General features: G+C 70.4%; 23 protein-coding genes and 1 pseudogene. 13 read left to right on the forward strand and 11 right to left on the reverse strand.

Going from position 1 to position 23543, the window contains the following annotated elements; genetic code table 11:
• Positions 1–10: 10 nt before the first annotated feature.
• From SPOPO_RS28685 to SPOPO_RS0109520, 3 genes are read right to left on the reverse strand one after another with little or no spacing between them, the layout of a single operon-like run.
• Positions 11–682: an ABC transporter ATP-binding protein gene (locus tag SPOPO_RS28685; protein WP_019874547.1), complete on the reverse strand. Its 672-nt coding sequence runs from the start codon at positions 680–682 to the stop codon at positions 11–13.
• Positions 675–2657, reverse strand: a complete 1983-nt coding sequence (locus SPOPO_RS0109515; protein WP_019874548.1) for a branched-chain amino acid ABC transporter ATP-binding protein/permease — start codon at positions 2655–2657, stop codon at positions 675–677. Before SPOPO_RS0109515 ends, SPOPO_RS28685 begins: the two co-directional genes overlap by 8 nt.
• Complete coding sequence (locus SPOPO_RS0109520) at positions 2654–3601, reverse strand: branched-chain amino acid ABC transporter permease (RefSeq protein WP_019874549.1); 948 nt, start codon at positions 3599–3601, stop codon at positions 2654–2656. Before SPOPO_RS0109520 ends, SPOPO_RS0109515 begins: the two co-directional genes overlap by 4 nt.
• Before the next feature lie 280 nt (positions 3602–3881).
• On the opposite strand from SPOPO_RS0109520, the gene SPOPO_RS28690 reads away from it, so the two are divergent.
• Positions 3882–4223 (forward strand): DnaJ C-terminal domain-containing protein, encoded by a 342-nt coding sequence (locus SPOPO_RS28690; protein ID WP_084670959.1) that lies wholly within the window; start codon positions 3882–3884, stop codon positions 4221–4223.
• 78 nt (positions 4224–4301) lie between these two features.
• Here SPOPO_RS28690 and SPOPO_RS28695 read toward each other — a convergent pair whose 3' ends face one another.
• Positions 4302–4634: a hypothetical protein gene (locus SPOPO_RS28695; protein ID WP_019874551.1), complete on the reverse strand. Its 333-nt coding sequence runs from the start codon at positions 4632–4634 to the stop codon at positions 4302–4304.
• Between the two features lie 115 nt (positions 4635–4749).
• Complete coding sequence (locus tag SPOPO_RS0109535; protein ID WP_019874552.1) at positions 4750–6357, reverse strand: phytoene desaturase family protein; 1608 nt, start codon at positions 6355–6357, stop codon at positions 4750–4752.
• 71 nt (positions 6358–6428) lie between these two features.
• Here SPOPO_RS0109535 and SPOPO_RS0109540 point away from each other — a divergent pair, with 71 nt between their 5' ends.
• The gene (locus SPOPO_RS0109540; protein WP_211210877.1) at positions 6429–7079 is read left to right on the forward strand and encodes a TetR/AcrR family transcriptional regulator; all 651 of its coding nucleotides are present in this window, start codon (positions 6429–6431) and stop codon (positions 7077–7079) included.
• A gap of 26 nt (positions 7080–7105) precedes the next feature.
• Complete coding sequence (locus SPOPO_RS0109545) at positions 7106–7897, forward strand: methylenetetrahydrofolate reductase (protein WP_019874554.1); 792 nt, start codon at positions 7106–7108, stop codon at positions 7895–7897.
• Between the two features lie 6 nt (positions 7898–7903).
• Here the strand turns inward: SPOPO_RS0109545 and SPOPO_RS0109550 are convergent, their stop codons facing one another.
• From SPOPO_RS0109550 to SPOPO_RS0109560, 3 genes are read right to left on the reverse strand one after another with little or no spacing between them, the layout of a single operon-like run.
• The gene (locus tag SPOPO_RS0109550; RefSeq protein WP_019874555.1) at positions 7904–8122 is read right to left on the reverse strand and encodes a hypothetical protein; all 219 of its coding nucleotides are present in this window, start codon (positions 8120–8122) and stop codon (positions 7904–7906) included.
• Entirely contained in the window at positions 8119–8532 is a 414-nt protein-coding gene (locus tag SPOPO_RS0109555) for a type II toxin-antitoxin system VapC family toxin (RefSeq protein ID WP_019874556.1), read from the reverse strand. Before SPOPO_RS0109555 ends, SPOPO_RS0109550 begins: the two co-directional genes overlap by 4 nt.
• Positions 8532–8804, reverse strand: a complete 273-nt coding sequence (locus SPOPO_RS0109560; RefSeq protein WP_019874557.1) for a type II toxin-antitoxin system Phd/YefM family antitoxin — start codon at positions 8802–8804, stop codon at positions 8532–8534. Before SPOPO_RS0109560 ends, SPOPO_RS0109555 begins: the two co-directional genes overlap by 1 nt.
• A 189-nt stretch (positions 8805–8993) precedes the next feature.
• Between SPOPO_RS0109560 and SPOPO_RS28700 the strand changes: the two genes are divergently transcribed.
• The 3 genes from SPOPO_RS28700 (at position 8994) to SPOPO_RS34320 (ending at position 11175) form a co-directional block, all read left to right on the forward strand.
• Positions 8994–9239, forward strand: coding sequence for an addiction module protein (locus SPOPO_RS28700; RefSeq protein ID WP_019874558.1), 246 nt, complete (start codon positions 8994–8996; stop codon positions 9237–9239).
• Entirely contained in the window at positions 9236–10543 is a 1308-nt protein-coding gene (gene merB / locus SPOPO_RS0109570; protein ID WP_019874559.1) for an organomercurial lyase, read from the forward strand. Before SPOPO_RS28700 ends, merB begins: the two co-directional genes overlap by 4 nt.
• A gap of 149 nt (positions 10544–10692) precedes the next feature.
• Positions 10693–11175 carry a hypothetical protein gene (locus SPOPO_RS34320; protein ID WP_156869741.1) on the forward strand — a complete coding sequence of 161 codons (483 nt, stop codon included), beginning with the start codon at positions 10693–10695 and terminating at the stop codon, positions 11173–11175.
• Positions 11176–11178: 3 nt separating this feature from the next.
• Here SPOPO_RS34320 and SPOPO_RS0109585 read toward each other — a convergent pair whose 3' ends face one another.
• Positions 11179–11556 (reverse strand): hypothetical protein, encoded by a 378-nt coding sequence (locus tag SPOPO_RS0109585; RefSeq protein WP_019874561.1) that lies wholly within the window; start codon positions 11554–11556, stop codon positions 11179–11181.
• Positions 11553–11810 (reverse strand): YlcI/YnfO family protein, encoded by a 258-nt coding sequence (locus tag SPOPO_RS0109590; RefSeq protein WP_019874562.1) that lies wholly within the window; start codon positions 11808–11810, stop codon positions 11553–11555. Before SPOPO_RS0109590 ends, SPOPO_RS0109585 begins: the two co-directional genes overlap by 4 nt.
• Before the next feature lie 145 nt (positions 11811–11955).
• Between SPOPO_RS0109590 and SPOPO_RS0109595 the strand changes: the two genes are divergently transcribed.
• From SPOPO_RS0109595 to SPOPO_RS31970, 5 genes and pseudogenes are all read left to right on the forward strand, one after another.
• The gene (locus SPOPO_RS0109595; protein ID WP_019874563.1) at positions 11956–12195 is read left to right on the forward strand and encodes an excisionase family DNA-binding protein; all 240 of its coding nucleotides are present in this window, start codon (positions 11956–11958) and stop codon (positions 12193–12195) included.
• Positions 12195–13442: pseudogene (locus tag SPOPO_RS36035) on the forward strand (tyrosine-type recombinase/integrase). Before SPOPO_RS0109595 ends, SPOPO_RS36035 begins: the two are co-directional and overlap by 1 nt.
• 375 nt (positions 13443–13817) lie before the next feature.
• Positions 13818–14402 (forward strand): TetR/AcrR family transcriptional regulator, encoded by a 585-nt coding sequence (locus SPOPO_RS28715; protein WP_019874564.1) that lies wholly within the window; start codon positions 13818–13820, stop codon positions 14400–14402.
• Between the two features lie 38 nt (positions 14403–14440).
• On the forward strand, positions 14441–17734 hold the full coding sequence (locus SPOPO_RS0109610) for an MMPL family transporter (protein ID WP_019874565.1): 3294 nt from the start codon (positions 14441–14443) through the stop codon (positions 17732–17734).
• A 129-nt stretch (positions 17735–17863) separates the two neighbouring features.
• Positions 17864–18148: an SCP2 sterol-binding domain-containing protein gene (locus tag SPOPO_RS31970; protein ID WP_156869743.1), complete on the forward strand. Its 285-nt coding sequence runs from the start codon at positions 17864–17866 to the stop codon at positions 18146–18148.
• 20 nt (positions 18149–18168) lie between these two features.
• Here SPOPO_RS31970 and SPOPO_RS28725 read toward each other — a convergent pair whose 3' ends face one another.
• Positions 18169–18564, reverse strand: coding sequence for a heavy metal-responsive transcriptional regulator (locus SPOPO_RS28725; RefSeq protein WP_019874567.1), 396 nt, complete (start codon positions 18562–18564; stop codon positions 18169–18171).
• Between the two features lie 16 nt (positions 18565–18580).
• On the opposite strand from SPOPO_RS28725, the gene SPOPO_RS0109625 reads away from it, so the two are divergent.
• The gene (locus tag SPOPO_RS0109625) at positions 18581–19612 is read left to right on the forward strand and encodes an alkylmercury lyase family protein (protein WP_211210879.1); all 1032 of its coding nucleotides are present in this window, start codon (positions 18581–18583) and stop codon (positions 19610–19612) included.
• A gap of 681 nt (positions 19613–20293) precedes the next feature.
• The gene (gene mobF / locus SPOPO_RS0109630; protein ID WP_156869745.1) at positions 20294–23530 is read left to right on the forward strand and encodes a MobF family relaxase; all 3237 of its coding nucleotides are present in this window, start codon (positions 20294–20296) and stop codon (positions 23528–23530) included.
• Positions 23531–23543: the final 13 nt, after the last annotated feature.

Raw genomic sequence — 23543 nt, forward strand, 5'->3', positions numbered from 1 at the left:
CGCACTCGCATCAGCGGGAGCGGTGGCGGTCGGGGACGATCGTGCCCTTGTCGATGACGAGGATCCGGTCGCTGGCCTCCTCGTGCACCTGCTGGAACTGCTCGGCGACGAGGACGGCGACCCCGTCGTCCGCGATCTCGCGGAGCGTGGCGTAGACCGCGTCGACGACGACCGGAGCAAGGCCCTGGGACGGCTCCTCGACCAGGAGGAGCTTCGGGGCGGACATCAGCGCCCGGGCGATCGCGACCATCTGCTGCTCGCCGCCGGACAGCGTCCCGGCCTTCTGGCTCAGTCGCTCGGCGAGGACGGGGAACAGGGCGAACGCGCGGTCGAGTCCGTCGCGCTTACGGGCGCGCGGCAGGGAGGCCGCGCCCATCAGCAGGTTCTCCTCGGTCGTGAGGTTGGCGAAGATGCGCCGGCCCTCGGGGGACAGGCCGATGCCGGCGGCGACGCGGCGGTGCGGCGACCACGCCGAGATGCCGACGCCGTCGAGGCGGATGTAGCCACCGATCACCGGGACCGTGCCGACGATCGTCTTCAGCAGCGTCGACTTGCCGGCGCCGTTCGCGCCGAGCAGGGACACGACCTCGCCGGCACGGACCTCGAGCGTCACCTTGTGCAGCACGGCCTGCCCGCTGTAGCCCGCGACCAGGTTCTCGACCGCGAGGATCGCGTCAGTCACGGACGCGCTCCAGGCCCTCGAGGTAGTCCAGCCGCGTGCCCAGGTAGCGCTGCTGCACCTCGGTGTTGGCTGCGATCTCGGCCGGCGTGCCCGACGCGAGCACCCGGCCCTCGGCGAGGACGTGGACGAGGTCGCAGCTGTCGAGCACGGCCTTCACGTAGTGCTCGACGATGAGCACCGAGAGCCCGAGGTCGCTGTGCAACCGGCGGATCAGCGAGAACATCGCCGACGACGAGGCGGGGTCGAGCCCGGCCGCGGGCTCGTCGAGCAGCAGGAGCCGCGGGCCGGCCACCAGCGCGCGGGCGATCTCGACCCGGCGCCGGGCGGAGAACTCCAGCGTCCCGACCCGTTCGTCCCAGTAGGTGTGGACGTCGAGCAGCCGCGCCGCCGCGTACCCGGCCTCCTCGGCCTCGCGCAGCGCGGCCCACGCCGACGGGCGACCCGCGACGAACGACGCGGTCCGCGCGCGCACCGACGCCCACGCCCCGCCGCAGATGTTGTCGCCCGCGGTGAGCTCACCGATCACGCGCGTGTTCTGGAACGTCCGGGTCATGCCGAGCCGCGAGCGGTCCCACGCGTTCGTGCGGGTGACATCGCGACCGAACAGCTCGACGGTGCCGGTGTCCGGCGCGGTGAATCCGGAGACGACGTCGAACAGCGTCGTCTTGCCCGCGCCGTTGGGACCGATCAGGCCGACCATCCGCCCGACCGGCACCTCGATGCTCGCCCCGGTCAGCGCGGAGATCGGCCCGAACGCCAGGCGCACGTCGGTGGTCCGCAGCGCGATCCCGCGCTCGGGCCGTGGCGGCAGCCAGCGCTCGAGAACCTCGAGGCACGCGGTGCGCTCGGCGGAGCTCAGGACGCTGGTGTTCTCGTCCGCCAGCCCCGCGGACTCCCGCAGCACCGCGGTCGCCATCCGCTTGCGCCGCGTCCGCTGCCGGCGCTTGCCGAACCGGCGGCGCCGCTCCAGGTCCTGCATCCGTCCGCCGACGCCGCGGGCCCCGAACAGCGCGCCGAACCCGAGCGCGACGGAGGCGATGAAACTCTGCTCGATGTCCCAGCGCTCGAGCTCGATCGGCATGACGTACAGGTAGGCCGCGACGACGATCACCGCCGCCATCGAGTCGACGCCCGCGAGGACCGGGATGCAGAGCAGCAGCAGCGAGGTCTCGACGTCCCAGCCGAGGAACAGCGGCGGCGTCACGTAGAACATCGCGCCGAGGACGCCGCCGGTCCCGGCGAGGAACCCGGCGAGGGTGAACGCCAGCACCCGGAACCGCACCGGCGGGATGCCGAGCGCCGCCGCGGACTGGCGGTTCGACCCGACGACGAGGAACGCGAGCCCGGCGGGACTGCGCCGCAGCCGGATCAGCAGCACGAGCACGACCGCCAGCCAGGCGAGGGCGAAGAAGTAGAACGTCCGGTCGTCGACGAGGTCGACGCCGAACGGCTCCGGTCTCGGGTTCACCAGCGGCGCCCCGCCGTTGCCGCCGGAGACCCCGCCCGACAGGTAGCCGATCGGGTAGATCGTCTTCTCGATCGTCACCTGCAGGCCGAGCGTCAGGATGACGAGGTAGATCGACGGCAGCCGGCCGGAGACGAGGGCGAGCCCGGCCATGAACGCCGTGGCGATCGCGACCGCGATCAGCGCCGCGACGATCCACGGCAGGCCCTTGCCCTGGTCGTCGCGGTCGAGCCAGTTGAAGTAGTACATCGCCGAGGCGAACACCCCGGCCGAGGCGAGCGAGATCTCCCGCGCCCACCCCTGCAGCACGAGCAGCCCGAGGCCGAGGATCGCGACCGGGATCGCGGCCGTGAGCCCGAAGACCCGGTAGTCCGCCATCACCAGGCCCCACATGACGAGCAACCCGGCGAGAACCAGTGAGGCGGGACTGCTCATCGCCCGCACGACCGGGCGGGACTTCGTCTCCAGGCCGTCGAAGATGCCCGGGGCCGTGCCGGCTGGGCGGCTCACGCCTGCCGCCGCTCGAGCAGGAAGAACGTCTCGCGCCGGAACCGGGCCGCGATCACGATCAGCGCCAGCAGGGTGCCGGACAGCGTGATCTCGCGCGTCCCCGCGGTGACCTCGCCGAAGAACCCGACGACCAGGGCCGTCTCGAGGATGCCGTAGACGACCGCCCCGGCGAGCGCGAGCGGCAGGCTCCGCAGCCCGCCGACGACGGCGATGAGCATCCCGCGGACCATCAGAAGCAGCAGCCCGTCGACGGGCTCGGCGACGGCGGCCGCGTACATCGCGCCGGCAAGGGCGGCGACCGCGCCGGAGACCCCGTAGACCCCGGTGCCGATCAGGCGCAGCTTCGCGCCGCACCACACGCTGGCCTCGACGTCGTCGGCGATCGCGCGGATGGCCAACCCGGTGTAGGTGCGGGACAGGAACAGCGCGAGCGCGGCGACGAGCACGCACAGCACGACGAACGCCGCCAGGCGGTGATGCGTGACGACGACGTCGCCCACCCGGGTCCCGCCGTCCCCGAACGGGCTCGGTGTGCTCGAGAGCCCGCCCGGGCGGATGTAGTAGCCGGACAGGTTGCCGATGACCAGCAGCCCCGCGATCGAGACGACCGTCAACGTCATGCCGGGCAGCTCGGCCATCCAGCGCGACATGACCAGCGCCCCGAACGCGACCCCGACCACCGCGCCGCCGCCGATCGTGAGCAGCAGCGCGAGCTTCGTCGCGACGATCGGATCGTTGCGCCCGAAGTCCTCCGCGGTGGTGCCGGCCGGGCCCCGCGCCAGGTAGGCGTAGGTCAGGGCGCCGAAGATCGCGATGCCGCCGTGGACGAAGGCGATGGTCCGGCTGATGCGGTAGGTGAGCACGATCGCGACCGGGAGCATGCCGTAGAGCGCCGCCACGGTCAGGCCGAGGACGACGATCTCCGGGACGAGATCCAGCTGCACGCGGATCGGGACCTTCCTCGAGCTGCCTCGGGGAATCTACCTGTATGTCCGGGGTGCGCCGGCTCCGTCGGAGCTCGCGCCTTGACACCGCTCCGGGCCCGGAGTGGGCTGGTCGCCGGGCACTGTCAGCGGGGCTTGATCGTTGGCGTGGTGGGAGATTCGGGCGCCGGAGCAATCCGTGGCCCGACGGACTTGCGGATTTCACTCCGGCGCAACACATCCGTGCGGTTCGCGAGCAACTCTGGAGTACGGACAGGTCGGAGGGGGAAGGAGTCTGGGCATGACAGCGATGACGTGGCTAGAACGGGAGTACTGGTCCCAGCCTCGCCCCGTCGTACCCGCCTCCCGTCCGGGTGGTGCGGCGCCGGCGTTGAAGACCGTGCCGAAGACCGCGCCGACACCCCGGTTCGAGCGGCAGGGGTCCGAGCTGGTTCTCGTGGTGCCGATCTCGGCCACCGAGGCCGCGCACGGGGCTCTGATCAAGGTGCCCGCACCGGGCACGGTCGTGCGGCTCCGGGTTCCCCCGGGGACCACGACCGGTCGCCGGTTCCGGGTTCCGCGGGTGAGCGCCCCGGCGCCGGACGGATTCGGCGACCTCACGGTCGTCGTCGAGGTGTACTGACCACTCCCGTTACCCAACGGACAACGAACGGCCCCCGCCACCGGCGGGGGCCGTTCTCATGTCTCGGCGGACCGGTCCCTAGTTCTGCATGTCGTCCTGCGCGTCCTCGGCCGTGTCCTCGGCCTTGTCCTCCGCGTCGTCCTTCGCGTCCTTGGCCTTCTCCTTGGCCTCCTCCGCGGCGTCCTCGGTGGCGTCCTCGGCGTCGTTCTTGGCGTCCTCCGCCTCGTCCTGGGCGTCGCCGGCCTTGTCCTCGACCTCGTTCTGGACGTCGTCGGTCGTGTCGGTGATCTGCTGACCGACGTCCGGGTTCTCGTCCTCGTCGTCCCCGCAGCCCGCCAGCAGGCCGCTGCCGAGGATGACGGCGGCGGCGGCGACGGCGACGGTGCGGCGGGCGAGGGGCGACCGGGGCATGAGTTCCTCCGAAGGGCGGGTGCGTGTCCCCGCCGGACTGCCCCGGCCGCGAGCAGTCACACCTGACTACTCCCTGGGTGTGGCCCCCTCGGCGGCGCTCCTCACGTCCCCCTGGTCACTTCCTCTTCGACAGGTCCCCGAGCAGCGTCTGGGCAGCGAGCTTGCCCGGGAGCGAGCACACGCCACCGGTCGGGTGCGTGCCGGCGCCGGAGAGGTAGAGACCCTTCAGCGGCGTCCGGTACCGACCGAAACCGGGGGCGGGGCGCATCGGCCCGAACCGGGTGATCAGCGGGTCGACGTGGTACACGTTCCCGGCCGGGGCGTTGAAGCGCGCCTCCAGATCGGGGCCGCACAGCACGGTCCGCCCGATCTCGTACGTGTCGAGGCCGACGTAGTACTGGGCGGCGTCCTTGATGACCGCCTGGCCGACCTCGTGCCGGACCTGCTCCCACGGGACGACCGGGTTGACCGGCGGGATGCCGGACCACAGCCAGAAGGTGTCGCCGCCCTCGGGGGCCTGGGTCGGGTCGACCCGGCTCGGGACGATCGAGCAGTGCACCGGCATCGGCGAGTACCACTCGCCGCGGACGGTGGTGTCCCAGGCGGCGCTCTGCTCCTCCAGCGTCGCCCAGGCGACGAGGATCCCGGTCGGGTCGAGCTTGTCCTTACGCCACTGCCGGTGCTTCTCCATCGTGATCTTGCCGCTGGTCGCGACGTTGATCTTCAGCGACGTCGCGTGGGTCTTGCGGATCGGGATGTCCTTGGCGCGCGCCTCGAGCTTGGAACCGAACGTCCCCGGCGGGAGCAGCTTGGTCAGGGTGACGATCGGGTTGCACGTCGTCACCACGGCCTCGCGGGCGCGGATCGTCTCGCCGGACTCCAGCACCACCGCGGCGACGCGGTCGCCCTCGACCGTGAGCTCGGCGACCGGCGCGGAGAGGCGGACCTCGCCGCCGTGCGCGACGAAGCAGGCGTGCAGCGCCTTCGGCAGGGCGGCGGTGCCGCCGATCGGCATCGCGTTCGCGACGCGCTGGACGATGCCGAGATAGATCATCGCCCAGGCGGTCATGTCGAGCTTGAGCTGCGAGAAGGCGGCCATCGCCGACAGGGCGCCCTTGGGCAGCGGGGACTCAAAGGTCTCGTCGAGGAACTCGAAGTGCGACGCCCCGACGATGTGCTTGAGGCCCCACATCTTCCGCAGGTGCGGGACGGCCTTCGCGGTCTCCTTCAGCAGCTCCTTGCTCAGCGGCCGCGTCGGGTGAACCTTCATGTACTCGATGACCGGACCCATCGCGTAGTACATGGCGTTGGACATCTCCAGCCACGCCCGCGCGTCCTTCGGGGAGAAGTACCGCAGCTCGTCGGCGGTCTTGCTCGCGTCCTTCCAGATCGCGAGTGAGCTGCCGTCAGGAGCGAGCTGGATGTGCGCCGGGTCGACCGGGATCTCGCGCAGCCCGTACTTGTACAGCTCCAGCTCCTCCGCGACGCCCGAGAGCCGGAAGATGCCGGTGAGCTGGATCGCGCCCTCGTTGAACAGGTGGTTCGGCGCCTCCGGGAGCGTCGCGTTCGTGGCGGTCATGCCGCCGAACTGCGGCGACGCCTCGACGATCAGCACCCGCTTGCCGGCCTTGGCCAGGTAGCAGCCGGCGGTGAGGCCGTTGTGGCCCGCGCCGACGATGACGACGTCGTAGTGCCGAGAGGACTGCTGCTGCGGTGTGGTCATGCGCACATCCTCCGCCAACCTGATTCGCAAATCAAGTTTGAAAGTTCATTCGTCTGTGAGATCGTGCGGGCGTGGAAAGAGCGGAACCTGCAGACGCGCCCAAAGAGGGGCGCCGCGAGCGCCGCAAGACCGAGGCGCGCGAGCGTCTCCTGGCGGCGGCGCGTCAGGTGCTCGCCGACGGCGGCGAGGCCAACCTGCGGATCGGCGACGTCACCGAGCGCGCCGACATCGGGTTCGGGACCTTCTACAGCCACTTCGAGTCCAAGGAGGCCCTCGTCGAGGCCGTCCTGCTCGAGGTGATGGCGAGCGTGTCCGCGATGATCGGGACCAAGGCGCTGGAGTTCGACGACGCCGCCGAGACCGCCGCGTTCGCCTACCGCCGCTTCGTCCACTTCGCCGCCGAGCAGCCCGAGCTCGCCGCAGTGATGACCAAGCTCGAGGGCGCGGACGCGAAGTTCGAGGACTCCCTGCTCCCGTACGCGCGCAAGACCCTCGAGCGCGGCATCGAGTCCGGCCGCTTCGACATCGGGGACCTCGAGCTGGCGTTGACGTCGGTCTCCGCGGCCGGGTTCGCCGCGATCAAGGGCGTCCTCGCCGGCCGCTTCGGCCCCGACGCCGACTCCGCCGGCGCCGAGATGATGCTCCGCGCCTTCGGCGTCCCCGCCGCCGAGGCCCGCGAGATCGCCCACCGCCCGATCCCCGCGCTCGACCTCGACGCCTGACCCTGCGCGAGGACTAGGTTCCTCCCGTGCCTGACGTACCTGCCGAGTCGTTCCGGCTGATCTGCGAGGTCGAGCCGCCGACGCGGCCGGACCTCAAGCACGTCCGCCACCAGATCGGGGTGCTCGCGCCGATCGCGGACGCGTTCCTGATCCCGGACAACCACATCGGGCGCGCGACGGTGTCGAGCATCGCGGTCGCCCACGAGGTCGAGGCGATGGGCGGCCGGTCGGTGGCGTGCGTCAACGCCCGCGACCGGAACCTGCTCGGGTTCCGCCGCGACCTGCTCACCGCGGCCGCGTACGGGGTCGACCAGTTCCTGTTCGTCCACGGTGACAAGCCGACGGCCGGCGACCGGACCAGCGAGCTCACCGTGGGCGCGATGCTCGAGGAGGCGCGTTCCACGACGGACCGCCAGGCGTTCGCCGGGGTCGGCCCGTTCCGCCTCGGAGTCACCGCCGGGCTCGGGCGCCGGTTCCCGCGCTGGAAGCAGCAGGCTGACTTCGTCTTCGTCCAGGTGAGCTACTCGGTCGACGCCCTGCTGCGGTGGCGGGACGAGAACCCCGTCGACCTGCCGGTCTACGCCGGGGTGATGGTGCTCGCCAGCGTGACCATGGCCGAGCGGCTCCGGGCGTCGATCCCCGACATCCACATCCCGGCCGAGCTCGTCGAGCGCGTCCGCCAGGACCCGGCTGCCGGCGTGGACGCCGCCTGCGAACAGGTCCTCGCCCTCCGCGACAGCGGCGCCTTCGCCGGCGTCCACCTCATCCCGGTCAGTCGCTACCGCGAGGTGAGCGCCCGCCTTGAGGGCGCCTTCTGAACCGGGTCAGACGTCGACGATCGTCGCGGTCGACCCGATGGCGTCGAGCAGCTGGGTGATGTCGGGCCGGTCGCTGGTCACGATCACCGCGTCGCTGGGCGCCGCGTCCACGACCGCGCCGGCGACCAGGTCCGAGCCGGCCGCCCGAGCCAGAATCGCGCCGACCCGATGAGCGGCCGCCTCATCGAGGGGGATGACCTCGCACGCCGGTTGCGACAGCCTCACCCGGACAACTCGCCTCGGCCGGGACTCGCGACCGGCAGGCCCATACTTTGGCCCGCCTCAAGGAGGCGCTGGTCGTAGGTGACGAAGGCGTCCAGTCGCTTCCCGAAGACCGCACTCGCGGTCGCGAGGTGAATCGCGTCAGGACCGCGCAGGTTCGGATCGGGATGTGCAGCTGCGGTGGCGCGAACGACGTCGTCGATCTCGTACCGGGCGAGGCGGGCGATCACGGCGGGCACAGCACCGAGCAGCGCCGGCTCGGTGCGGCGCAGGGCGCGCGGAAGCTCCACCTCCACCAACACCGAGGTCACCCACGGCGCGGGGGAGCGTGCGTCCAGCCAGTCCGCCAACGCCTCGGACTCCGGCTCCGGGCGCACCAACTTCACCAGGGCCGCGGTGTCCAGGTAGAGCATCAGTACCGCTCGTCGTCACGGAGTCGGCGCAGTAGGTCTCCGGCCTCGTCCTCGGTGCGCACGGGCCCGGAGGGGCGGGGCGCCGGCCCGGACGTGGTGGCCGGACGCAGCCGTCCCGTGCCGATCAGCTCGGCCAAGGGGTGGTTCTCCGCCGGGATCAACCGCGCGATCACGGTGCCGCGTTCGGTTACTTCGATCGCCTCGCCACGCTTGACCCGTGCTAGCACCCCGGCGGTGTTCTGGTTGAGCTCACGCACCGGCACCTCAGCCATGGCCCGAGTGTAGTACAAAAACCTAGTACATGGGTCAGCGGCAATGGCGACTGGGGGCCAAGACGCCGGGTGACCCTGTGCCGCTCCGGCGGACGTCGACGGACGACCACGAATGAGACCGGAATGAGACCAGACCGGTCGCGGTGGTGATCCCGCGCCCTGGTCGGCGGCGCGGCCTACACTCAAGACGTGACCAGCGAGGCGCATGACCTCCTCCAGCACGCTCTGGCGCTGCCCCCCGGTGAGCGGGCCGGCGTCGCCGCGGTGCTGCTGGCGAGCCTGGACGGCGAGGCCGACGACGACCCGCAGCTCGTCGATGACGCCTGGGCCTCGGAACTGGCTGCTCGCGCGCGCCGCGTCGTGGACGGCGACTCGGTCGGCACTCCCTGGCAAGACGTCCGCGACGGCCTGGCCGCGCGTCTCGCCGAGCGGTGAAGCGCAGCGTCCTCTTCGAGTCGGAGGCCGCTGCCGAACTCACCGACGCGGCGCACTGGTACGACGATCAGCATCCCGTCCTCGGGTCGGCCTTCCTTGCGGCGGTCGAGGCTGCGGTCCTCGGCATCGACCTTTGGCCCGATGCGGCGCCTTTGGTCTCTGGCCTGCCGGGAGATCTGCCGGTGCGTCAGGCCGCGGTTCGCCGGTTCCCGTATCGGGTGGCCTACCTGGTGGTCGATGACGTGATCCGCGTCCTCGCGGTCGCGCACACGCGGCGCAAGCCGCGCTATTGGACCGACCGCACCGGCGCGGTGTCCGCTGCCCCGCCGCTCAGCGCACTGATCACCGTCCTGTCCGTGCCCGATTGCCCGAACGCGTCGTTGTTGGTCGCCCGCCTGCGTGAGGCGGGGCCTGGGCGCACACCGGCGATCGACGTTGTCGTCGTGGAGGACGAGGCCGAGGCGTGGGCGTGGGGGATGTGCGGATCACCGACGTTGCTGGTGGACGGAATTGACCCCTTCGCCGGGGACGGTGCCCAACCGTCACTATCGTGCCGTCTCTACCCAGGCGCGGACGGGCGAATGTGGGGTGCACCGAGCGTCGAGGAGCTGCGAGCGGTGATCGCTCCACGGCCCGCCGAGCCAACGGGCACGACCTCTTTGCTCGACCCGGTTGTGCGCGGTGGCCAGGGCCGGTTGGCTCCGACGGATGCAGGGATGCGCGCTGTGCAACAGGCGGTTCTTCGCTCCCTAGCGTCCTCCGGAACATTGCCGAACGACCGGGCACTGGACGCGGCGGCCGGGCCGGGGCGCAGCGGGCGTGCGGTCCTAGCTGCGCTCGCAGAGCAAGACTTCGTTTCCATCGACGACGGCGGTGTCCGTGCGGCCTACCCGTTCTCCCTGCGGCAGACCCGGCATCAGGTGGCGATCGAGGGCGGCCCGACGGTGTGGGCGATGTGCGCGATCGACGCGCTCGGCGTGGGACCCATGCTCGGCCGAGCGACGGCCATCACTTCCTCCGATCCCGTCAGTGGCCAGACGATCATCATCACCGCGACGCCGAACGCCGCGACCGAATGGGAGCCAGCCGGCACAGTGGTCCTCGTCGGCCGTCGCGCGGAGAAGGGGCCGGCCTCCGCGGTCTGCTGCGACGTCATCAACTTCTTCGCCTCAGCCCACACCGCCGCCCGCTGGGCAGCCTTGCACCTCGAAGCGCCCGGCGCCGTTCTCGGTCGTGCCGACGCGATGGAAATCAGCCGAGCGACCTTCGGTCACCTGCTGGAGGCTGAGCCAGCTCCAGGCTGATCAAGGCGGGTCGCCGCAGCGGCCGCCCCAGGTTCCGGTATCAGCAGCGGGGTCGTGCGCACGTAGATAACCATGCCGATGACCTCGACCAGCGTCTGGGTGACTACCACCGCGGCGGCGAGGGTGAAGGCGTCTGGCAGGGCCACGGAGTGCGGCTTCCGGCGCGCTACGTCGCCGAGCATGTCGAACTCGGCTATGCCAGCACCGTCCATCGCGCGCAGGGCGCCACCGTCGACACCGCCCACCTCGTCGCCGGCCCCGGTATGGACCGCCAATCCCTCTACGTCGCAATGGCCCGCGGCCGCGAGGCAAACCACGCCTACATACCGCTCGACGTCCCCGCTGAAGAGCACCTCAGCGAGCCGTACGTGACTGGCCGTCAGATTCTTGACCACGCGCTGGCCACCGACGGCCGCGACCACTCCGCCACCGTCACCATGGGCCGTCGGCAAGATGCGGCGTTCTCGCAGCAGCGACTGGCGTCGATCCGCGAGACTCTGTCCGGCGCCAAATTGCCCGAGGTCGCCGCCGAAGTCGATCGGCTCATCGCGCTCCGCCGCGCAGATCGCGCCGCCCCACATTCAGCTACTCGGCCATCACCCGGGAAGGGCCACGACCCGATCGGCCGGTGAGGGTCAGACGTCGACGATCGTCGCGGTCGAACCGATGGCGTCGAGCAGGCGGGAGATGTCGGGCCGGTCGCTGGTCACGATCATCGCCTCGGCAGATGCCGCGTCGACGACAGCGCCGTCGGCGAGGTCGGTGCTGGACGCACGGGCCAGGACCGAGCCGACCCGGTGCGCTCCTGCCTCGTCCAGGGGAACGACCTCGCAGCCGCGCAGAAGGCGCCGTAAAGACGCCTGCCGGGGTGACCGACTGACCTGGGCCACCACCGGTGCAGGCACTGCGGGGATGATGCCGCGCTGCAGGCGGACCTTGTGGTCGGCCCAGAACTCCCGGTCGTTGCGATCGGCGGCGATCAGAGCCCCAGCGTCGTAGACGACTTCGCTCACGCCGAGCGGCGTCCGGCCGTGCCGGTCACGCGCTGGCGGGCGGCTTCGAGCTCGGCCTCGGTCAGCTGACCGTGCTCGGCCTCCCACTCCGCGACCGCGGCCAGGCCGTCGCGGACCGCCAAGGCCCGCCGTGCCGCGGCGGTCATCCAGGCGGACACGCTCGAACCCTCCGCTTTCGCGGCCTCCAGGACCTGTTCGTAGACGTCCGGGTCAACGGTGATGGCGAGTTTCGGCGCCGGGTTCCCACGAGGCATGGACCTAAGTCTACTACCAAACTCCTACCGATTCAGGGTCAGTGAATCGGTCGCTCGCGTCGATTGCCTCGCCCTTCGTACCCACATATACGTGCGGACCTGGCCGAATACAGGCGGGCCGGGCCGGGGTTGGGGAGGAGTTCAGATGCATCCACAGGCAGCGAACGCGATCTCGATTGAGGCAGCGCCAACGCCCAGAATCGTCCTGACGGTCGAGCAGGCCGCCGAGTCGCTCGGCATCGGCCGCACGCTGATGTACGAGCTGATCAGCACCGGAACGGTGGAGTCAGTCCTGATCGGCAGACTTCGCCGCATCCCCGCAGGTGCGCTTGCCGACTACGTTGAGCGACTCCGCGCCGCGAACCGACACGAGGGAGCTGCCTGATGAGCGAGCCCCTCACGCGCCGGCCGAACGGCGCCTCGTCCACCTACTTGGGCGCCGACGGCTATTGGCACGGCCGCATCACCGTCGGCATCCCGGACGGTGGCAAGCCGGATCGCCGCCATGTCCGCGGCAAGACCCAGGCAGTCGTCATCCGCAAGGTGCGGGAGCTCGAAAGGCCCGGGATGCGGGGTCGGTGCGCAAGGCCGGCGACGCCTGGACGGTTGAGGCCTGGCTCACGCATTGGGTCGAGAACATCGCCGCCGCCCACGTGCGTCCGAACACCCTCTCCGCATACCGGGTCGCCGTGAATGTCCACCTGATACCCGGAATCGGACGGCACCGCCTCGCGAAGCTCGAACCGGAGCACCTGGAGAAGCTTTACGCCCGCATGATTGCGAACGGCAGCAAGCCCGCGACCGCCCACCAGGTGCACCGGACCATCCGCACCGCCCTCAACGAGGCACAGCGCCGCCGGCACCTGGTGACGATCAACCCCGCCACCATCGCCAAGGCGCCGACCCTGGGCGATGACGAAGTCGAGCCGTACTCGGTCGACGAGGTCAAGCACCTCCTGGTCGCCGCAGCCGACCGCCGGAACGCCGCGCGCTGGGCGGTCGCGCTGGCTCTCGGACTCCGCCAGGGCGAGGCGCTGGGCCTCAAATGGACGGACGTGGACCTGGAGGCCGGGCTGCTGACCGTCCGGCGAGCCCGCCAACGGCCTCGATGGAAGCACGGATGCGACGAGCCGTGCGGGCACCCGCGGGCCGGGGACTGCCCGCAGCGGATAGCCCTGCGCGACGACACGGCCGACACGAAGTCCCCGCGCCGGCCGCCGCACCGTCGGGCTGCCGGATGAGCTGGTCGCCGTCCTCCGCCGCCACCGCGCGCTGCAGGCGGCCGAGCGCATCAAGGCCGGGCAGCTCTGGACTGACGGCGGGTGGCTGTTCGCGACCCCAACGGGGCAGCCGGTCAACCCGCGCACCGACTACACCGACTGGAAGCGGCTCCTGAAGGACACCGGCCTCCGGGAAAGCCGCCTGCACGATGCCCGCCACACGGCCGCGACCGTCCTCCTGCTGCTCGGGGTGTCCGAGCGCGCCGTGATGGGCCTGATGGGGTGGTCGAACACCGCGATGGCCGCGCGCTACCAGCACATGACCGGAGCGGTGCAGCGCGACGTCGCGGATCGTCTCGGCGTTCTGCTCTGGGGAACTGAGACCGCGGAGGGCATCGCCGAGGGCAAATGAGACCGGAACTGAGACCGGACACCAAAACGCCGGGTGACCCTGATCGAGTCGCCCGGCGTTTGTGCTGGTCAGCTGGCGGTGGCGGTGGGATTTGAACTCTGGCAGCGGTTCAATCCGCTAGTGACCGTAGGTTTCTTACAGTCTGTGTTTCTGCAGCTCAGGGCCGTTTTGCAAGCATCGCGCCTCGCTGAGCCAGACCGCTGATAGCCGCCAATTTCCGCAGTTTCTGTGACCACCGTGTGACCAGCAGGTCAGGCTCCCGTTGGGTCCCCCGCGGACGCGGGCGGTCACCCTGCGAGGGCACCCAACCCTTGATTGGATGCACCGTTTGGACGTAACGTCCAAGCATGACGTCCAAGGTTTGGGGCTGACGGCGTGCGTCCGCAGCCGGCGTGGCTGCTGAGTTCCGCCCGCGCGTTGGCGGAGGTCTTTGTCCGCAAGGGCTTCGGCGCCACCCGCATGGACGATCTCGTGATGGCCTCCGGGGTGCCGAGGGCGACGCTCTACTACCACTTCCGGGGCAAGGAGGCCGTCCTGGGCTGGCTCATGCACTCCACCGCCGGGAACCTCGCTTCCGCAGTCGCGGAGGCGACGAGGGGCCCCGGTTCGAGCCGCGACCGTCTCGAGGGCGTGATCCGGGCGATGCTCGCCACGGTCGCGGAGTACCCGGAGGCGTGCCGGGTCCTGATCGGGAACCTGGAGCAGGCGGGTCAGCTGACGGACACCGTGGCGGAGCTCGTCCCTGCCTTTCACCTACCGGTGATGGCGCTGCTGGAGGAGGGCGTCGCGGACGGCTCCCTGCGGGAGCTGAGCGATCCGGCGGCGACAGCGTCGGCGATCTTCGGTGCGGTGGCGATCGCGGCGTTGCAGGCCTTGGTCGTCGAGGGCGAGCTGCCAACTCAGGTGTTGGGCGATTCTGTGGTGGAGGTGCTGCTGGGCGGACTTGAGGCTCGGCGGTGAAGGCCCACGCGCGTTTCGTGGAGCGTCACGCAAGGTGGGTGGCGCTGATCTGGATCGTGGGCGCGGTCTGGATCACCCTGGCCGCACCGAGCGTGCGGGATCTCGGCACCGCTGACCAGACTGCTTTCGTACCCGCCGACGCGCCCTCCGGGCAGGCGGATGCCCTGCTGCGGTCGGCCTTCCCGGACGACCCGACCCGCGATCCCGCGGTGATCGTGCTGGGCCGCGGTGGCGGGCTTCAGCCGACGGACCGCGCCTACATCGCGGAGCTTGCGCAGTTCCTGGGTTCGCCGGCGGCCGCGACCCATGTCAAGGGCGTGCAGTCGGCGGCGTCCAACCCGGAGCTCAGCCCGGTCCTGCAGTCCCCGGACGGGGCCGCGGAACTGATCATCGTCAGCATCCACGCCCAGATCTTCTCGGTCTCCTCTGAACGGACCGTCAGTTTCCTGCGCGATCACGTGGCCGCCACCGCTCCGCCGGGCCTGCAGGTCGAGGTGACCGGGCTGGCCGCTCTCGGCGCCGATCAGGCCACCGCGACCGTGGAGGCCTTCGACAAGACCGCCGTCGCCACCATCGTGCTGGTGCTGCTGATCCTGGTGGTGGTCTACCGATCCGCCGTCGCCCCGCTCATCTCCCTGGTCACCATCGGCTGCGCGTTCCTGGTCGCGCGGGGTCTGGCCGGCTACGCAGCGCAGGGCGGCCTGGAGGTGCACAGCCTGGCCGAGACCTTCATGATCGTGATGGCCTTCGGCGCCGGCACCGACTACGCGATGTTCGTCTTGTCCCGTTACCGCGAGGAAGCCCGGAGCGCCGACGAGGCCAGCGATGACTCCCGCCTGGTCCGCGCCACGTCGGCGGTATCGCCGACGGTGGTCGCGTCTGCCGCGACGGTCACCGTGGGGTTCCTCGCGTTCCTCGCGGGCGAACTGGGGATCGTGCATTCCTTCGGCCCCGTGCTCGGCGTGGCCGTCGCCGTCACCGGCCTTGCCTCACTCACCCTCACCCCGGCGCTGATCAGACTGGCCGGGCGCGCGGTGTTCTGGCCCACCGGCCCGAACCCGACCCGCACCGACCGCATGGAAGCCAGGTGGCGGAGCGTCGCGGACCTCGTGGGGCGCCGCCCGGTGGCCGTGCTGTTGGTCAGCGTCGCGGTCCTCGCGCTACCGGCAGCGGCCGCGACCCAGACCAAGACCTCCTTCGACATCCCCTCGGAACTACCCGCCGACGCCGAGGCCCGGCAGGGCTTCGAACTGCTCGCCGCCCACTACCCCCCAGGGGCGCTGGCGCCGGCGTTCGTGGTGATCTCCGCCGACCAATCACTGCTCGAGCGCGATCGCCTGGCCGCGATCGACCGGCTCACCGACCGTCTGCGGGCCGTGCCCGGCGTGGCGGAGGTCCGCTCCGTCACCCAGCCCGCCGGTGCGCCCCTGACCAACCAGAGCCTCGCCGAGTTCACCGGCGGCGAAACCGATCTCAACGCCCTCGGCATCGACCCGAACCGCACCGACGTTGGTCCCTTACTTGGCGCACTGTCCTCCCCCGAAGGACTGCGCATCTCCGGCGCCCTGCTCCGGCAATACCCGGACTTCAGGGAGCGCCTCGGGTACTTCCTGGGCACGGATGACCGGACCACCCGGATCGTGGTGGCCTTCGACTCCAGCCCCTACGCCCAGGACGTACTCAACTCTGTCCGCGACCTGGACAACGTCGCCGCGGACGCTCTCGCCGGCAGCGAGGTCACCGACGCCCGCATCGCGATCGGTGGCCCCAGCGCGTACTTCGCCGACATCGACACCCTGATCAACGGTGACCTGCGCACCGTCGGGGCGCTGGTCATCGCGCTGATCATGATCGTGCTCGCGCTGCTGGTCCGCTCCGTGATCGCGCCGCTCTACCTGCTGTTCAGCGTGCTGCTGTCGATGTTCGCCGCGTTGGGCATCACCACCCTGGTATTCCAGGGGATGCTCGGCCACGAGGGCCTGGCCTTCTACCTGCCGATCCTGCTGTTCGTGATGCTGATCGCCTTGGGCTCGGACTACAACATCTTCATCGTCGGGCGCATCCGCGAAGAACTCGACGCCGGACACAGCGTGCGTGAGGCCACCACCCGCGCCCTGGTCAGCACCGGGCCGACCATCACCGCCGCCGGTTTCGTCCTGGCCGGCACCTTCGCAGCTTTGCTGATCACACCACTTCCGAGTGTCCGTCAGATCGGATTCGGCGTGGCGGTCGGTGTCCTGATCGACACCTTCATCGTGCGCTCACTCCTCGTGCCGGCGGCCACCGTCCTGCTCGGGCGCTTCGCCTTCTGGCCCTCCACCGGACTGGCCCGAACCGGCACCCGGCCGCGGCTGGCGATCGCCGGGTCCATGGCCGGGCTCCTCGCCCTGGCCATCGCCCTGCCAGGGCTGGCCTTCGCCGTCCGCGAGGACCTCGGAGTCACCCAGGTCCCGCCCCCAGCGGCCGCCGCTGCCGCTGCTGGAGCCGTTGCACCCCAAGCCACCGCCGCGGCACCGACCACCACACCGAAGGCGACTGCCAGGGCCCGACCCACGGCCGCGCCAACGGTCTCGCCAGCGCCGAAGAAGAAGAAGCGCTCCGTCGAGCCATCCCCAGCTCCCCAGCCGACTCAGCGGCCCGGGGTGGCTACTCCCACCAGGATCGCCGCACCGCTGGAAGGACGTTGGACTTACCGGGTCGAGGGCACACGGAAGGTCGGCGCCGCCGGTTCGGACCAGCCCTTCGCCGAGGACGCAGACACCGTCGTCACCCGAACCGGCGGCGGGCCGGACCGACCAGAATTCGCCCTCCACACCGAGACCAGCTTCGCCACCACCGACGAAACCCGCCGCTACACCAGCGGATCAGTCGATGCGCTCAGCCTCAAAGCCAATGCCCTCGGACTCTCCTACGGCGGAACCTTCGACCCCCCGCAACAACTGATCCGGCGCCCTATCCGCATAGGCGAGTCCTGGACCAGCCGATGGAAGGCCGGCGGAACCCGGGGCGAGAGCACCTCCACGGTGACCGGCACCCGTCCGGTCACCATCGAGGGCCGGCGCCTCGACTGCTACATCATCGAGCGAACCACCACCATGTCCGGCGACGTCACCGGTACCCAGCGCCAGCGCACCTGCTGGCTACCCACCCTCGGCATGCCCGCCATCGACGAACAGGAACTCCAAGGCACCTACCAAGGCATCACCTTCAAAGCCCGCGCCACGATGACCCTCACCGAACCCCCGGCAGGCAGCCCCGAACGCCAGGTCCAGGACAGTCGCCCCGACCTCGCCTCCCGAGAAACGGTGCGCAGGTCCTCGCGCGTGCACTGAGTCCCAGCACGGAAGGAGCAGCACAATGCAGTTCGGGACTATCCACATGTGTGAGGCGATGGCCGACTGCTCAGCGCCGATCCGACGTGGGCCGACAAGGGCAGGGACCTCTCCTGCACGATGACCTTCATGTTTCAGGCACCGATCGACAGCGCGTTCTTCGTCCGCTTCGACGCGGGCAAGATCACCGACATCCGCGAGCTGTCTCCGGGGGTCTCAGCACCCAGCGACTTCGTCATCTCGGGAGCTCCGGAGGTCTGGCGCGCGGTTCTCGGGCGGAAGATGGCGCCGGTCTTCGCCTTGACGCGCGGCCAACTCAGAGTCAAAGGCAAGAAGTCCAGCCTGTTGAAGCGCATGCCGGCCTTCCGTTACATCCTCGATTCCATGGCAAGCATGGACTTGAGCGGCCGGTAGCAGACGCGGACTGGGCAAGCTCACCTCGCGAGGATCGTGCAGATGTCCGCCTCAGCGCAGGTGTCCGCATCCACGGCGGCGGCCCGGTCGGCAAGGTTGCGCAGAACGGCCCGTGTCGCTCGCAGTTCGATGATGCGCCGATCGATGTCGCGCAAGTGCCGCGCGATGAGACGCCTCACCTGATCGCAGGGAGCGACGCCTGCGTCGCGAAGCTCAAGGACGGAGCGAAGCTCCGCGAGGGTGAGGCCGGCGGACTGCGCGTCACGGATGAACTTCAGCCGGGCGGTGGTGTGCTCCGGATAGTCGCGATATCCGCCGGCGGTCCGGGGCGGTGGAGAGAGAAGGCCGCTCTGCTCGTAGAACCGGATCGTCTTGGTCGTCAACCCGGTAGCGGTGGCGAGGGCCCCGATCTGCATCTCCGAAGCGTAGGCCTTGACCTTCCATCGCACTGGAACGTCTAGCTTCAAGCCCCTCGGAACCGCGCAAGGGAGCGGCGATATGCAGATCACGATCCTCGCCCTACCGGACTGCCCGAACGCGCCGGTCGTCACCGAACGGATCCGGGCCGCCCTTGCCGGGCAGGTCGCCTCGATCGAGCTGATCGAGATCGTCGACGAGCGGGACGCGGCGCGGTGGGGCATGGCCGGGTCCCCGACGATTCTCGTTGACGGGTTCGACCTCTTCGCCGCGCCCAGCACCGCAGGCTCGCTTTCGTGTCGGCTCTATCGGACGGCCGACGGGGCGATTGCGGGGAGTCCGAGCGTGGACGAGCTGCGGCGCGTACTCATCGCCATGCCTGCTCCTCCTCGCCCGGCCGGGATGTCCTGGCTCGGCCCGGCCGGGCGCGCGGGACAGGGGCGTCTGGCGCCGGCCGAGCGGGGTTTGCGCCAGGTGCAGCAGGCGGTCCTGCGGTCGCTGGGTTGCACGGGGCGTCTGCCAGAACCTGCGGTCCTGGACCAGCTCGTCGTCCCGTTCTCGCGGACCGTGGCCGACGTGCTCCGTGAACTTGCGGCGGGCGATTTCCTGGCCCTTGACGATCACGGCGGGATCCGTGCGGCGTATCCGTTCTCCATCGCCCCGACGCGCCATCGCGTGCAGGTCAAGGACGGGCCCGCGGTGTGGGCGATGTGCGCTGTTGACTCGCTCGGCGTCGCGCCGATGCTGGGCCGCAACGTGACGATCACCTCCCCCGACCCGATCACCGGCGAGACGATCACGATCCTTGCGAGTCCGAGCACGACCATCTGGGAACCGTCCACTGCGGTCGTCTTCGCCGGTGGTCGGACCGGACATGGACCAGCCGAGACGGCCTGCTGCGACAGCATCAACTGCTTCGCCTCGCCCAACAGCGCAACCCGGTGGGCAGCCCTTCATCCCGACGTCGTCGGTGTCCAGCTGGACCAGGCGGCCGCCGTCGACCTGGGGCGCCGAATCTTCGGCGATCTGCTCAACACTGACGCGTAAGCACCAGCCGAGTTCATGCCCCCAGCTCGGCGGTCAGCCGGGCCAGGTCGATGCCTCTTGCCTCGAAAAACAGGCGCAACGGATTCGGCCGGCCGGGCGCCTTCGATCACCGCGAACCATGATTCGCCCCACCGCCCCACCGCCCCACCGCCCCACCGCCCCACCGCCCCACCGCCCCGCCGCCCCACGAAGCCGCCACGCGATGATCCGCAGAGTGGAGGACGGACCCGAGGACGTCACGGCGCACCCTTCTATAGGGGAATCAGCATCTGTAGGGACTGTTGGCCACCCGAGGGTGACGGTTTGGAACGGTGAACCCCACCACCGTCACGTCCCCCCACCCTGGCGGTCGCGCGAGGGAGGGCGATGGCGGATCCGTGGTCTCAGTTGTGGTCTCCATCGCCCACGTCCGACCCGCCCATCGGCACCCGCCGACCGCGCAGCTGGGCGCGGAGAGCCTGGCTTCGGGAACCGCCCGAGATGGAAGCGGCCGCTCCGCACGCCGTCAGGGCGCGGGCGACACGCCCGAGCAAAATCGCTCGGAAGGAAACATCAATCCATAACCCTTACTCGCCAATAATCACCGCCACTAACCTCAACTAACCGACCCACAGCATTCCCGATGTTCAAGTAACAACTTCCCCGCAAAACTTGCAGACATGTGCATTCTTTGAATGTACGGTGGTCGCCGTCCGGCTTTATCGGGGAGGCGTCGCGGCGGTGTTGAGTTCGGCGAAGATCGGGACCGCTTCGTGGCGGTACTACACCGCCGGCGTCGCTTGCGCGGCCACCGAGTACTACCTGGGGATCGGGGAGGCTCCCGGGCGTTGGCACGGCCGCGGCTTGGCCGAGCTCGGCCTCGAACCCGGCGGCGTGGTGACTGAGGCACAGCTGGAGGCGTTGTTCGCGCGCGGCCTGCACCCGATGACCGGACAACGGTTAGGCCGGGCCTGGCGCGTCGACGGGATCACTGGGTTCGACCTCACGTTCTCGGCGCCGAAGAGCGCCAGTTCCCTGTGGGCGCTGGGAGATCCGGCGGTCGCGGCGGCTGCGATGAGTGCACACCGTGCCGCGGTTGCAGCGGGGCTTGCCTATCTCGACTCCCATGCCGGGTTGTCGCGGCGCGGCACCGACGGGCCCGAACAGATCAGCACCCAGGGCTTGGCCGTCGCCCTCTTCGACCATCGGACTAGCCGGTGCGGGGATCCGCAGCTGCACACCCATGCGCTCGTGATCAACAAGGTCCGCTGCGCGGACGGGGTCTGGCGAACCTTGGATGCGAGCGAGCTGTATCACCACAAGAAGAGCGCCGGAATGATCTACCAGGCCGCCTTGCGAGACGAGCTCACTGAGCGACTTGGCGTCGAATTCGCCATGGTGAATGAACATGGCCAGGCCGAAATCGCCGGTGTCCCAGAACAGCTGCTGAAATTGTGGAGCAAACGCACCGCGGAAATCGAAGGTGACGCGAGCCCAAAGATCGCGGAATTCGAGAAGGCCCTCGGCCGGGAACTGACGGCGAGTGAGCGGATAGCGGTGGTGAAGACCGCGGTCCTGAAGACGCGGCCGGGCAAGAACCACCCCGCCTTATCCGAGTTGTCCGCACTGCACGAGGCGTGGGCGGCCGAGGCGGCCCGCGCCGGATTCACCGGCACGGGCTTGATGGACGCCATCCGAGCAGCGGCCCATGCCCCGCCGCCGGGTGTCGAGGATGAGGCGGGATTGCTCGCTGAGGCGGTTCGTGCGGCCGGGCGGGTGCGGGCGGTGTTCTCCCGCGCGGATGTCGCCGGCCAGGTCGCGGCCCGACTGCCCGCGACCGCCGGGTCGGCGGCGAGCACACTCGCCCGGGTCGAGGCGCTCACCGGCCAGGCGCTGGAACTGAGCGAGGCGGTCTCGGTCGGGGAGCACCCGAAGGGCGTCACGGCGCGGGCGTCGGATGGCCGGTGGGCCAGCGCCGAGGTCCTCGCGGCCGAAGCCCGGATCCTCTCCTTCGCCGAGCGGGGCCGCGCCGGTGGCTATGGGACGGTCCCGGCCGAGATCGGCACGCTTGCCCTGATCGCGCGCGGCCTGGATGCCGGCCAGCACAACGCGGCGCGGCACCTGATCTTGGGCGGGGACTTTGTGACCGTTCTGACCGCGCCGGCTGGGGCCGGGAAAACGACGTGCCTGGGCGCGGCCGCCTTGGCATGGCAGGACGCCGGGTACCGGATGGTCGGGCTCGCGCCCTCGGCGCGGGCGGCGGCCGAGCTCGCCTCCGCCACCGGCGGTCGGGCCGACACCCTCGCCAAATGGCTGCACAACATCGGTCGCCTGCGAACGCTGCCGGCTCCAGAGCGGGCCTGGTCCATCCCCGACGACCGCACCGTGCTGATCGTCGATGAAGCATCGATGGCCTCGACCCTGGACCTGGACCTGCTCATCAGTGTCGCGGCCCGGACCGCGGCGAAGGTCGTGCTGGTCGGTGACCCCGCCCAGATCGGGGTCGTCAACGGCCCCGGCGGGATGCTCGCCGCCCTGGCCAACGCCGGGCACGGGGTCGAACTCGCCGCCATCCACCGCTTCCATGAGGACTGGGAACGCGACGCCTCCCTCGCGCTACGCAGACGTGACCCGAGGGTCCTCGACGTCTACGCCGCGGCCGGGCGGATCCATTCGTGCGGCTCGGGTGAGGACGCGCTCGACGCGGTCTACGCGCACTGGGCGCAGCACAGGTGGGGAAAGGGGGCGTTGATGATGGCGCGCACCCGCGCCGACGTCGACGCCCTCAACGCCCGTGCCCGCGCCGCCGCCCAAGCCGTCGGCGAAGTGCACGGACCCGTCGTGAAGATCGGTGAGCGGGACTGGCAAGCCGGCGACCTGCTCCGTACCCGCCGCAACGATCGAAGCCTGCCCATCGCCGACGGGCACGTTCGCAACGGTGACCGGTACCGCGTCCTCGACACCCAAGGCCCCGGTGGTGGGCTGATCGTGGAAGACCTCAACGGACGAGGACGCACCGTGCTGCCCCCTGCCTACGTCGCCGCGCACGCCGACTACGGGTGGGCCATCACCATCGACGCCGCCCAAGGTGCCACCACCGACCTCGGGATCGTGCTGGCCCGCCCGGGCATCGATCGTGAACACCTCTACGTCGGCATGACCCGAGGTCGCGAGGCCAACCACGTCTACGTCACCACCGACCCCGCCACCGAACCCGACCACCACCACAGCCCGCGCCCCGACCACGAACGTCGGCCCCAAGGCTTCGATGCCGAGCGCAGCCCCGAGGACCGCGCCCGCGATCTCCTCGCTGCGGCGCTCGCGACCAGCGGCGCACAGGACGCCGCCCACACCGCCCGCGACGCGGCCCGAACCCGCGCCGCCGAACACGCCCGCACCGAAGCCGCCCGCCGAGCGGCCGCCGAACGCGAAGCCGCACCCGTGGAGCCGGCGATACCGCCCGAGCACGCCGCACGCCTCCTGCTCCTGGCCCAACGACGAGCCGAGGCCGAACAGCTCCGCGCCGAGCAACAGCTCCATCGCCAACAGCTCCAGCAGGCCAACGCCGAACTCGCGGACCTGCCCCGCTTCTCCCGCAGCCGGCGCGCGAACTTGACCACCACGATCGGCGAACATCAAAGCGCGCTGACGCAGTCCCTCCCGGTACAGGCGCGGCTGAGCACCGAGATCAACGAACTCGACCGCCAAGTCGAACGCGACGCCCGAGAGCTGCAGGACACCGCCAACCGAAGTAGCACGCGACGTCCGGGCCGCAACGTGTTCGGTCGGCCGACCTTGGAACTGGCCCGGCCCCGACCGATCACCGCCGCCGCTGACATGCGAGATGAACTAGAGCTGCAACGCAGCCGGGACCTGCACTACGAGCGCGAACGCAGCCTGGCCCGTGAACGCGACGACGGTCGTGGCCTGAGCCGCTGACCGACCTCAGACG

Origin of the sequence: Sporichthya polymorpha DSM 43042, assembly GCF_000384115.1 — a bacterium.
GTDB classification, from domain to species: domain Bacteria; phylum Actinomycetota; class Actinomycetes; order Sporichthyales; family Sporichthyaceae; genus Sporichthya; species Sporichthya polymorpha.

Coding starts and splice junctions, on each gene's coding strand:
- SPOPO_RS31970 (WP_156869743.1), top strand. CDS start 17,864: ATGTTTCAGGCACCGATCGACAGCGCGTTCTTCGTCCGCTTCGACGCG.
- SPOPO_RS28725 (WP_019874567.1), bottom strand. CDS start 18,564: ATGCAGATCGGGGCCCTCGCCACCGCTACCGGGTTGACGACCAAGACG.
- SPOPO_RS0109535 (WP_019874552.1), bottom strand. CDS start 6,357: ATGACCACACCGCAGCAGCAGTCCTCTCGGCACTACGACGTCGTCATC.
- SPOPO_RS0109555 (WP_019874556.1), bottom strand. CDS start 8,532: ATGCTCTACCTGGACACCGCGGCCCTGGTGAAGTTGGTGCGCCCGGAG.
- SPOPO_RS0109595 (WP_019874563.1), top strand. CDS start 11,956: ATGCATCCACAGGCAGCGAACGCGATCTCGATTGAGGCAGCGCCAACG.
- SPOPO_RS28690 (WP_084670959.1), top strand. CDS start 3,882: ATGACAGCGATGACGTGGCTAGAACGGGAGTACTGGTCCCAGCCTCGC.
- SPOPO_RS0109590 (WP_019874562.1), bottom strand. CDS start 11,810: ATGCCTCGTGGGAACCCGGCGCCGAAACTCGCCATCACCGTTGACCCG.
- SPOPO_RS0109560 (WP_019874557.1), bottom strand. CDS start 8,804: ATGGCTGAGGTGCCGGTGCGTGAGCTCAACCAGAACACCGCCGGGGTG.
- SPOPO_RS28695 (WP_019874551.1), bottom strand. CDS start 4,634: ATGCCCCGGTCGCCCCTCGCCCGCCGCACCGTCGCCGTCGCCGCCGCC.